Genomic DNA, 9,839 nt, shown 5'->3' with positions numbered 1-9,839 from the left:
ATTGCTTCGCTTCGCTCGCAATGACGGTCACTAGCACCGTTTACTTGTTTAGGAAATTGAGCGGCAAACCGCCACGCGGCCAGTCCATGGCGATCAGTTCGCCCTTGCCTGAGAGCGTGATGTAGGCGGTCTTCAGCTCGGGACCGCCGAAGGCGATGTTGGTGGTGACGCGGTCGCCGGTCGGGATCTGCTCGACCAGCGTACCATCAGGCGCGATCACCGAGATGCAACCGGAGACGAGGGTGGCGACGCAGACATTGCCGTTCGCTTCGACCGCCAGCGAGTCGAACATCTGGTAGCCGCCGAGGCCGCAGATCGGTTTGCCGCGCTCGCCGCGATAGATCACGTCGCGCGGCTTCAGCGTGCCGGGCGCGGAGAGCTCGTAGGCCCAGAGCCGGCCGGTGGGCGTCTCCGCGATGTAGACGGTGGCCTCGTCCGGAGACAGGCCGATGCCGTTCGCCGGCAGTATGCCGTGCACGACCTCGACGATCTCTTTCATGCCAGGCTTGAGATAATACATGCCGCCGACGTCCATCTCGCGCGCGCGGCGCTTGCCGAGATCGGAGAACCAGAGGCCGCCCTGCTTGTCGAACACCAGATCGTTCGGCCCGCGCAGATCGTGCTCGCCGCATTTCGTCACGACGGTCTCGATCTTGCCGGATTGGAGATCGACGCGCTGGATCGAGCCGCCGAGATAATCGTCGGGCTGCGGACCCGGCATGATCATGTTGCGGGTCGGGATCCAGGAGAAGCCGCCATTGTTGCAGATGTAGATCTTGCCGTCGGGGCCGAGGGCCGCGCCGTTCGGGCCGCCCGGAATCTTCGCGACGATCTCCTTGCGCCCGTCGGGATGGATTCGGGTCAGGCGCTGGCCGCGGATTTCCACCAGCACCACCGAGCCGTCCGGCATCACGACCGGCCCTTCGGGAAATTCGAGGTCGGTGGCGAGAACGCGGACGTTGGACATGTGGGACCCTCCCGGCTGCTTGTTATGACTTGCACGGGATGTCCAGCACGGCCCCACACGCAAGATTGCCTGCGGTTATGACAAAGTCGCCGGGGCTTGCCAAGCAAGCGGGATGGAATGCCAGCGTTGCGCGCTAATCGCGCACGGGTATCCAAATCTCCAGGCCGCCATTGCCGGTGGCGGGATCGAATTTCTCGTCGTAGCGTTCGAAGTTCGGCGCATCCGCAGCCTTCAGGCTGGAGGCCGGCAGCCACTGATTCCAGATCGCGTTGACGGTGCGCCTGATCGAGGCGACGTGGTCGGCGTGGGTGAACACCGCATAGCGCTGCTCGGGGATACGGATACGGCCGAAGCGGCGCGGGAGCTCGGAGAAATCGGCGACCTCGACGCCGGCGATGTAGTCGAAATTGCCGGCATCGTCGCCGTTGCAGCAGACGCCATAGGCGACCGGTCCAACGCGCGCGGGAATGTCGGCGACCTCCTGGTGGAAGCGCTGCCACAGTCCAGGAATGGCCGCGCCGTTGTCGCAGGAGATTCGCTCGTTGATGCCTGCGACGAGGAAGGCCTTTGTGGTTTCGAAGCGCGGGGTGGCGAGTTTGTCGGAGATGGTCGAGTCCATGAGGATCGGCTCCTGAAGCTTCAGATGGCCGGTGCATTGCGCGGCCCGCACCGCTTCGGGCGTGGTGCCAAACTGGTCGCGGAACGCGCGGGTGAATGCTTCGTGCGAGCCGTAATCGGCCTCCAGCGCCAGCGACAGGATGTCCGGCGCGCCGTTCGCAAGACTGCGCGCCGCTTCGCTCAGCCGCCGCGCGCGCACGTACCGCATCACCGGCACGCCGGTCGCGGCAGCAAACGCGCGCACGATGTGGAACCGCGACACGCCGGATATCGCCGCGATCTCATCGAGCGTCATCGGCTCGGCCAGATGGCTCTCGACATACCAGAGCGCGCGCTGGGCTGGGTTCATGGCGTTTCTCGTTCGAAGCGCGACCATGATGCACGGAAGTCCGCAGGCTTCGCTTGATCGGCATTGCGGTCCCGCAAGATGATAACGCCGGAACAGCCACTGGCAACGTCCGGGCGTTCATGGCTACACTCGGGACGTCCTGGCAACCGCTCACAAGAAAGCAGGAGGAACCGCGTCATGAAGATCACCGATGTGCGGGCGCACCATATCCGCATCCCCTATGACGCCGGTGTCGCGAGCTTCCGTCAGGGCGCCTCCGCCATCACCGCCCTCGACATGGTGATGGTCGAGGTCACCACCGACGCCGGGTTGACCGGCTGGGGCGATGCCTTCGCCTATGTCTGCCCCCACACCACGCACAGTGCCGTCGAGGAAATGATCGCACCGCAGGCGCGGGGGCTGGAGGTTCCCGATGCCGCCGGCATTCCGGCGGTGATGGAGCAGATCCAGCGTAACCTGCATCTGTTCGGGCGATACGGCATCACCATGTTCGCGATCTCCGGGCTCGACATCGCGCTGTGGGACCTCGCCGCCAAGATCAAGAGCGTGCCGGTGCATCGCCTGCTCGGCGACACCAGGCGCCCGGCCATTCCGGCCTATGCGAGCCTGTTGCGGATTGGCTCGCCCGACAACATCGCCGCCGAATGCAAGAAGGCGCTGGCGCTCGGCTACGGCGCCATCAAGCTGCACGAGACCACGGCGCCGGCGGTGTTTGCCGCGCGCGCGGCGATCGGACCCGGCATTCCGCTGATGGTCGACATGAACTGCCCGCTGTCAGGCGAAGAGGCGATCGCGTTCGCCAGGACATGCCGGGACGCGCAGCCGATGTTCCTGGAGGAGCCGGTCTGGCCGCCGGAGGATTTTGCGGCGCTCGCCGAGGTCCGCAGCAAGGGCGGGCTCGGCGTCGCCGCCGGCGAGAACGCCTGCACGGAATATCAATTCCGCCAGATGATGGATGCGGGCGCGGTCAGCCACGCCCAGCCGTCGGTGACCAAGGTCGGCGGCATCACGGAATTCCTGAAGGTTGGGGCGCTCGCAGATCGGGTCGGCGTCAAGATCGTTCCGCACTCCCCGTATTTCGGCCCCGGCCTGCTGGCGACCTTGCATCTGCTGGCGGGGCGCGACGACGGCTTCGTCGAGATGTTTTACCTGAAGCGCGAGGCCTGCCTGTGGGGCGGCCGCGCCGATGTCGATGCCACCGGCCATGTCGCGGTGCCGACCGGGCCTGGGCTCGGTTATGAGCCCGACCGCAGCGTGATGGAGCGATATCGCGTCGCCTGAGCGCGGCGCCTATTTCGCCGCATCCTTCGGCGGCGGCGCATCCTGTTTCTTCTTCACACCCTCCGCGGTCTTCGCCTGCGCGGCCTGGAGATCGCCGAGCATCTTCTGCAAGCCGGCCACGGTCGTCTTCAACGCATCGATCTGACGAGCCGCGGCGTCCAGCTTTTGCTGGTGATCGAGGTTCAGCTTGGTGATCGTCTTCTGCAGGAAGTCGATGTTGCTCTGGAGGCAGCTGGTGCGGCGCTCCATGGTCTTCTCGACGGTGCAGATCTCGATGCCGGGCACGTCCTGCGCGCGGACCGGCGCAATCGCCAGCGTGGCGAGCAGTGACATCGCGAAACAGACGCCGGCGCTTCGAAGCAGCATGCAGGTTCCTCGTCAAATCAATCACGGCAATGTGCGCTTTTTGCACGCAGCCTGTCGAGGCTACCACACTCGCACCGCATTCTCGCGTTGAGCTTGCGCTGTTCCCTCGGACGGGGAGCGATGATCTGCACGCGGAGGAAATGGGCGCTCCTTCCGCGGCTTTGTTTAGGGGAGTTTTTGATGGCAACGCGCGACAGACGACTGGCGGAATTCGACGGCGCCGGAGAACCGCCGCCTGGCCTTGCAGTCGAAGTGCTGTGCGAGGACCACAGCGGGACGTATCAACTGCCGTTCGCCTGCCGCTATGTCGAGGGACGCTGGCAGAACCACGCGGCCGGCGTCGCAGTCGAAGCAACCGTCATCGGCTGGCGCGTCCCGCGCATGAAGCATTCGGGCGTAGCCTGAGCCCTGATTTCTGTCTCAAAATGCAACGGGGCCGCGTCCCGGCTTAACCTTCGGAACGCGGCCCGAACGAATCACGTCCGAATCAGCCGTAGGCCCCCGTACGCGCCTGTTCACGGCTAGATGTCGCAAGCAGCCAGCGCGCGCACACAATATCTGCGCAGCGCGTGAGCCAGCCCAGCCGGCCACGGGCGTCGAAAGTTAACGGCTTCAATGACATGACTGCGGGGGTGCGGCGGTTGGATGCTCGCTCCCAAAACAGGCAGATGGCACCCCGCCTGCCTAATATTCGACCTCGAGCTCCTCGATCTCGGCCGGCTCGTCCTTGGCCGCCGCGATCCATTCCTTCATCTCCGGCATGGCCATGATGGTATCGGCATAAGCCTGCAGCCGCGGATCGAGCTTGACGTTGTAGGTCACGAAGCGGGTCACTACCGGGGCGTACATCGCATCAGCCATGGTGCGGGTCTCGCCGAACAGGAAGGGCCCGCCCGATTTCTCCAGGCAGTCGCGCCAGATCGCCCAGACGCGATCGATGTCAGCCTGCGCGCGCGACCAGATCTTGAAGCCCGGGAAGTGCCCCTTCAGGTTGACCGGCAGCGACGCGCGCAAGGTGGTGAAGCCTGAATGGATTTCCCCACAGATCGAGCGGCAATGCGCGCGCTGAACGCGATCCGCGGGCAACAGCCCGGCATCCGGCATCGCCTCGTTGAGATATTCGGCGATCGCCAGCGTATCCCAGACGATCGCGCCGTCGTGCCGCAGGCACGGCACCAGGATCGAAGACGACAACAGCAGGATTTCGGCGCGCGCCGACGCGTCGTCCGGTGCGGTGACGATCTCCTCGAAATCGAGCCCGGAAAATTTCGTGAGCAGCCAGCCACGCAGCGACCAGGACGAATAGTTCTTGCTGCTGATGGTCAGTGTCGCCTTCGCCATGTGGCCTTCCCTCACGCCTGTGACTCGCACCTTGCCCGGACTCTGCGGGAGTGCGCACCGCCTGTGCTTCCCGCGAAAAGAGCAGCAAGCGACGTGCCAATCTTGAGGACGGCCCATCTCCGGATTGGCTCCGATATTGCATAGCAGCACGGGGACAGGTGGGCGTTTCAGTATGATGTCGATGTATTATCAAGCCTTTCAGAACCATATGGACCTGACGGCGCCGTGGCGATCGGGGGCCTCCTCCGCGCTCAAATTCCTCAATCTGGTGCCGCAGGGCTTGTCGGATCAGGTCGTCGGCCGGCTATCGGCCGCACTGGAGCTGATCTCCCGCTCCACCCTCACCTATCACCGCCCCGCCTACGGCATCGACAGCGTCATGGTCGGCAATCGCGAGGTCGCCGTGACCGAGGAGATCGCTTACGCGACCCCGTTCGGCTCGCTGCTGCGTTTCAAGAAAGAGGGCGTGGGCGAGCAGCCGCGCATGCTGCTGGTGGCGCCGATGTCCGGCCATTTCGCGACGCTGCTGCGCGGCACCGTGAAGACGCTGCTGCAGGATCACGACGTCTACATCACCGACTGGCACAATCCGCGCGACATTCCCCGCAGCGAGGGCCGTTTCGGGCTCGACGACTACACCGAGCATCTCATTGACTTCCTCGGCCAATTGGGCCCGCGCCCGCATATGGTCGCGATCTGCCAGCCCTCGGTCTCGGCGCTCGCGGCCGCCGCGATCATGTGCGAGGGCAACCATCCTTCGCGGCCGGCGACGCTGACGCTGATGGCCGGGCCGATCGACACGCGCATCCTGCCGACCAGGGTCAACGAATTCGCCAAGAGCAGGCCGATCGACTGGTTCGAGCAGAACCTGATCAACTACGTGCCGATGCAGTGCCGCGGTGCCTTGCGGAAAGTCTATCCCGGCTTCGTGCAGCTCACCGCCTTCGTCTCGATGAATCTCGAGCGCCACATCAAGCAGCATATCGATCTCGCCGATCACATCGCCAAGGGCGAGAAGGAGAAGGCCGCCAGCATCAAGACCTTCTACGACGAATATTTCGCCGTGATGGACCTGCCGGCGGAATTCTACATCGAGACCGTGCGCGACGTTTTCCAGGAGCACCTTCTGCCCCAGGGCAAGCTGATGCATCGGGGACGTCCGGTGGACACCAAGGCCGTCAGCCGCATGGGGCTGATGACGGTCGAGGGCGAGAAGGACGACATCTGCTCGATCGGCCAGACGCTTGCCGCGCAAGACCTCTGCACCGGCGTGCGCGCCTACCGCCGTGTGCACCACATGCAGGCCGGCGTCGGCCATTACGGCGTGTTCTCGGGCAAGCGCTGGAACAACGAGATCTACCCGCTGCTGCGGGATTTCGTGCACGTGAACTCCTGAAGCTCCGCCACATTTCTTCAGCAGGATCGGACAAGGCAGCGCGGCTTTGGGAAAGACGCCGACGCTGCACCAAACCTAAAACACGGACATGCCGCTCCCACCGGAGGCCAAACCATGTCCGAATTGCCACCCCCTGCCGCCACCCCGGCCGCGATCGTCGACGCGCTCAAAACGGTCGCAGGCAATCCGCCAAAGGTGCGCGCGAGCTTCGCCAAGGGCCGATGCGTGCGCGGGACCTATGCCCCGTCCGACCGCGTCGCAGAGATCACGCGATCGCTGAGCTTCACCAAGCCCTCGCGCGTGCTGGCGCGCTTCTCCGTTGGCGGCGGCAATCCCGGGGTGACCGACACCAACAACCTCGTGCTGCGCGGCTTCAGCTTCAGGCTTGGCAACGACGCCCATCGCTCCGACATCCTGACCGAAACCGCTCCGGTGCATTTTGCACGGACGCTCGACCAGATGCTCGCCTTCCTCGAGGCGCGAATTCCGGGCGCGGACGGCGAGCCTGACATCGAGAAGGTCCGGGCTTTTTCCGCGGCCAATCCTGAAACGCTGAACCAGGCGAAGTACATCGCGGCGCGCCGGCTGCCCGGCAGTTTTTCCGGCACGACCTATTGGGGCGTGCACGCCTTTCCCGCGACGAACGCGAAGGGCGAAACCCGCTTTATCAAGTTCAAGGTCGCGCCTGTCGGCGGCGACGTCGCCTTGAGCGAAGACGAAGCCAGGACAAAGTCGGCCGATTTCCTCCATGACGATCTCGCGCGGAGGATCGCAGCCGGCGACGTCCGCTTCAACGTGATGGCCTTGCTCGACCGCCCCGAGGATCCCACCATGGACGTGACCCTGCGATGGCCGGACGAGGACAACCGTGAACAGGTGCGGCTCGGGACCATCGTCATCACCAGCCTCGAGGCCAATGAGGCCTGCGACGGCTCCATCTTCAATCCGGACAATCTTGCCGACGGCATCGGCCATCCGCCGGACGAGATCTTTGCGGCGCGCCGCTTGGCCTACACGATCTCGCTGGCGAAGCGCCGGTAAATCTAAGTCTTGTCCCGTCCGCCATCCGTTTCGCGGCGCCACGCGCCCGGACTGACGCCGACGATGGACGAGAACACCCGGGTGAAATGGCTCTGGTTGGCAAATCCGGCCGAGATGGCGATCTCGGATAACGGCAGGTCGCGGACCGACATCAGTTGCTTGGCCGCCTTGACGCGCTGCTGGAGTAGCCATTGATGCGGCGGCAGGCCCGTGGAGATCCGGAATGCGCGTGAAAAGTGGCTGACTGACAGACCAAGCTCGGTCGCGATCAGCTGCAGCGCGATCTTGCCCGAGAGATCGGAATCGAGCCGGTCACATGCACGCTTCACCTGCCATGGCGCGAGACCGCCGCGGCTCGGTTCTGCGGCTGGCTTCAGCCCACCATAGGTCTGGGCGACATGGGCGGTGAGCGCGAGCATCATGTGATCGACGAAAAGCTGGTTGGTCTCGTCGGGCCGACACAGCCCTTGCCGCAACGAAGCACCGACATGTCGAACGACCTCGTCGTCATGACCGACACCGGGCTCGTAGCTGAGCTCGCCGACGCGCGGCCCGCCCGGCTGCCTGGCAACGCCGTTGAGCGCCGAGCGCGGCAAATAGAAGAAGAGCGAGTGAAACGGCTTGTCGATCACATAGCGCGGGTCGCGCTTGAGGTCGTACAGATAGGTCGCACCTGCGCGAACATCCGCCTTGGTGACACAGCGGCCCTCCTCCCAGCATTCGCAATCCGGATAGTCGCGGAGTTTCAGGCTGAGGAGATAGGCATCTTCCGCAGCCAGCGAGCCGGAAATATCCGGTGTCGGATCGTCGTTGCGGACTTCGGTGACCGCGAGCTCGGCGCTGTGCAGCGAACGCGTGATCAGAACCGGTGCTTGCTTCGAGCGAAGGCCCTGCCCGAGCCTCTGCCCGTAGACGCCTGCTTGTGTCATTTTAGTAAATCCATCCGTAAAGGCACGTCTTCGCCAGCCTTCCCGAGATCCGCGCATTATCGGAGATCGCCGGCCGACGGTCCAGCTGCAGCGCATAGCACGAAGCTGGCGCGGTCGGCCCTCGCACCAGATTGCGCCGCGATGATTTCATTGTGATTTCAGCGTGATGTCACCGGCCCGGCGTCGCGAAGGACAACACCGTTGACCTGCCCGACAGATTGCTGCGCGATTCCATCGTGCATTTTGGAAATGATGGATAGACAGAGCCTTGCGCTCACAGTCTGCGCACGTCAGTTGGACCATTCCTCGCCCCAGGCCTGGACGACATGGCCCGGCGACACCTCGCGATATTGCCGAACAGGCGGCTGGTAGTCGGGCGCGCGCACCGGGCTTCTGATCTCGTCGTTCGCTACCTCGCGCCTGGTGCCGCGGCGCGCTGGATCGGGCACCGGCACGGCCGCCATCAGCTTTTTCGTATAGGGATGCTGCGGATTGCCGAACAGGGCCACGCGCGGACCGGTCTCGACGATCTCGCCGAGATACATCACCGCGACGCGATGGCTCATCCGCTCGACTACCGCGATATCATGGGAAATGAAGAGATAGGCAAGCCCCATGCTGGCCTGAAGGTCCAGCATCAGATTGACGACCTGCGCCTTGACCGAAACGTCGAGCGCCGAGACCGCTTCGTCCGCGACGATCAGCTTCGGTCCGAGCGCGAGCGCGCGGGCAATGCAGATGCGCTGGCGCTGGCCACCGGAGAATTCGTGCGGAAAGCGCGCGGCCATGTCAGCGGTGAGACCAACGCGAACGAGCAGGTCGGCGACCTTCTCCCGCGCCTGCGACGCCGTTGCGAGCCCGTTGGCGAGCAATGGGGCCGCAATCGCCGTTCCCACCGACATGCGGGGGTTGAGACTCGCGAACGGATCCTGAAACACGATCTGCATCTGCTTGCGAAAGTCACGCAAGGTGCGGGCACTCATGGCCAGCACATCCTGCCCGTCGACCAGAACGGTGCCGCTGTCCGGCTCCGTCAGCTTGAGAATGGAGCGGCCCGTCGTCGACTTGCCGCAGCCGGATTCGCCGACCAGCGCAAGCGTCTCGCCGGCGCGCAAGGTGAAGGAGACGTTCTCGACCGCATGGACGCGGCCCGAGACCTTGCCGAACAGGCCCGAGCGAATTGGAAAGCGCGTCGTGAGGTTGGAGACTTCGAGCAGCGGTCGCTCGGCAATCGAAACCGTATCGGGCGTCTCTGCCGGCTCGTCCGCGGTCCCCGTCGCCTTGTCGACGATCGGAAACCGCATCGGTCGGGTCCGCCCCTCCATCGAGCCGAGGCGCGGCACGGCCGCGAGCAATGACCTTGTATAGGGATGCGAAGGGGCTGCGAAGATGCGCGAGGTCACGTTGGTTTCCACCGCCTGGCCGCCATACATCACCACGGTGCGGTCCGCGATCTCGGCCACCACGCCCATGTCGTGGGTGATGAAGAGGATCGACATCCCCTCTTCCTCCTGAAGCTCCTTCAGGAGCTCCAGGATCTGGGCCTGAATG

10 protein-coding genes are annotated in these 9,839 nt (G+C 64.5%); 4 read left to right on the top strand and 6 right to left on the bottom strand.

Annotation, left to right across the window (positions count from 1 at the left end):
• Window positions 1–40: 40 nt before the first annotated feature.
• Window positions 41–967: an SMP-30/gluconolactonase/LRE family protein gene (locus tag IVB47_RS05030; protein WP_247287901.1), complete on the bottom strand. Its 927-nt coding sequence runs from the start codon at window positions 965–967 to the stop codon at window positions 41–43.
• A 133-nt stretch (window positions 968–1,100) separates the two neighbouring features.
• Window positions 1,101–1,934, bottom strand: coding sequence for an AraC family transcriptional regulator (locus IVB47_RS05025; protein WP_247460214.1), 834 nt, complete (start codon window positions 1,932–1,934; stop codon window positions 1,101–1,103).
• A gap of 177 nt (window positions 1,935–2,111) precedes the next feature.
• On the opposite strand from IVB47_RS05025, the gene IVB47_RS05020 reads away from it, so the two are divergent.
• Window positions 2,112–3,215: a mandelate racemase/muconate lactonizing enzyme family protein gene (locus IVB47_RS05020; protein WP_247460212.1), complete on the top strand. Its 1,104-nt coding sequence runs from the start codon at window positions 2,112–2,114 to the stop codon at window positions 3,213–3,215.
• A gap of 9 nt (window positions 3,216–3,224) precedes the next feature.
• Here IVB47_RS05020 and IVB47_RS05015 read toward each other — a convergent pair whose 3' ends face one another.
• The gene (locus IVB47_RS05015) at window positions 3,225–3,581 is read right to left on the bottom strand and encodes a hypothetical protein (protein WP_247460210.1); all 357 of its coding nucleotides are present in this window, start codon (window positions 3,579–3,581) and stop codon (window positions 3,225–3,227) included.
• A 180-nt stretch (window positions 3,582–3,761) separates the two neighbouring features.
• On the opposite strand from IVB47_RS05015, the gene IVB47_RS05010 reads away from it, so the two are divergent.
• Complete coding sequence (locus IVB47_RS05010; RefSeq protein WP_027570609.1) at window positions 3,762–3,986, top strand: hypothetical protein; 225 nt, start codon at window positions 3,762–3,764, stop codon at window positions 3,984–3,986.
• A 279-nt stretch (window positions 3,987–4,265) separates the two neighbouring features.
• On the opposite strand, the gene IVB47_RS05005 is transcribed toward IVB47_RS05010, so the two are convergent.
• Window positions 4,266–4,922 (bottom strand): glutathione S-transferase family protein, encoded by a 657-nt coding sequence (locus IVB47_RS05005; RefSeq protein ID WP_247401561.1) that lies wholly within the window; start codon window positions 4,920–4,922, stop codon window positions 4,266–4,268.
• Between the two features lie 172 nt (window positions 4,923–5,094).
• Between IVB47_RS05005 and phaZ the strand changes: the two genes are divergently transcribed.
• Both phaZ and IVB47_RS04995 read left to right on the top strand, forming a co-directional pair.
• Window positions 5,095–6,318: a polyhydroxyalkanoate depolymerase gene (gene phaZ / locus IVB47_RS05000; protein WP_027519727.1), complete on the top strand. Its 1,224-nt coding sequence runs from the start codon at window positions 5,095–5,097 to the stop codon at window positions 6,316–6,318.
• A 114-nt stretch (window positions 6,319–6,432) separates the two neighbouring features.
• The gene (locus tag IVB47_RS04995) at window positions 6,433–7,359 is read left to right on the top strand and encodes a catalase family peroxidase (protein ID WP_247460208.1); all 927 of its coding nucleotides are present in this window, start codon (window positions 6,433–6,435) and stop codon (window positions 7,357–7,359) included.
• Between the two features lie 2 nt (window positions 7,360–7,361).
• Here IVB47_RS04995 and IVB47_RS04990 read toward each other — a convergent pair whose 3' ends face one another.
• Both IVB47_RS04990 and IVB47_RS04985 read right to left on the bottom strand, forming a co-directional pair.
• The gene (locus IVB47_RS04990) at window positions 7,362–8,288 is read right to left on the bottom strand and encodes an AraC family transcriptional regulator (protein WP_247460205.1); all 927 of its coding nucleotides are present in this window, start codon (window positions 8,286–8,288) and stop codon (window positions 7,362–7,364) included.
• A gap of 290 nt (window positions 8,289–8,578) precedes the next feature.
• Window positions 8,579–9,839, bottom strand: a 1,261-nt coding sequence (locus IVB47_RS04985; RefSeq protein ID WP_247460203.1) for a dipeptide ABC transporter ATP-binding protein, incomplete at its 5' end; no start/stop codon positions are given.

The organism is Bradyrhizobium sp. 62 (assembly GCF_023073035.1).
Classification (GTDB): domain Bacteria; phylum Pseudomonadota; class Alphaproteobacteria; order Rhizobiales; family Xanthobacteraceae; genus Bradyrhizobium.
Note: the sequence above shows the minus strand (reverse complement) of the source record. Positions and strands in the feature narration are given on the sequence as shown.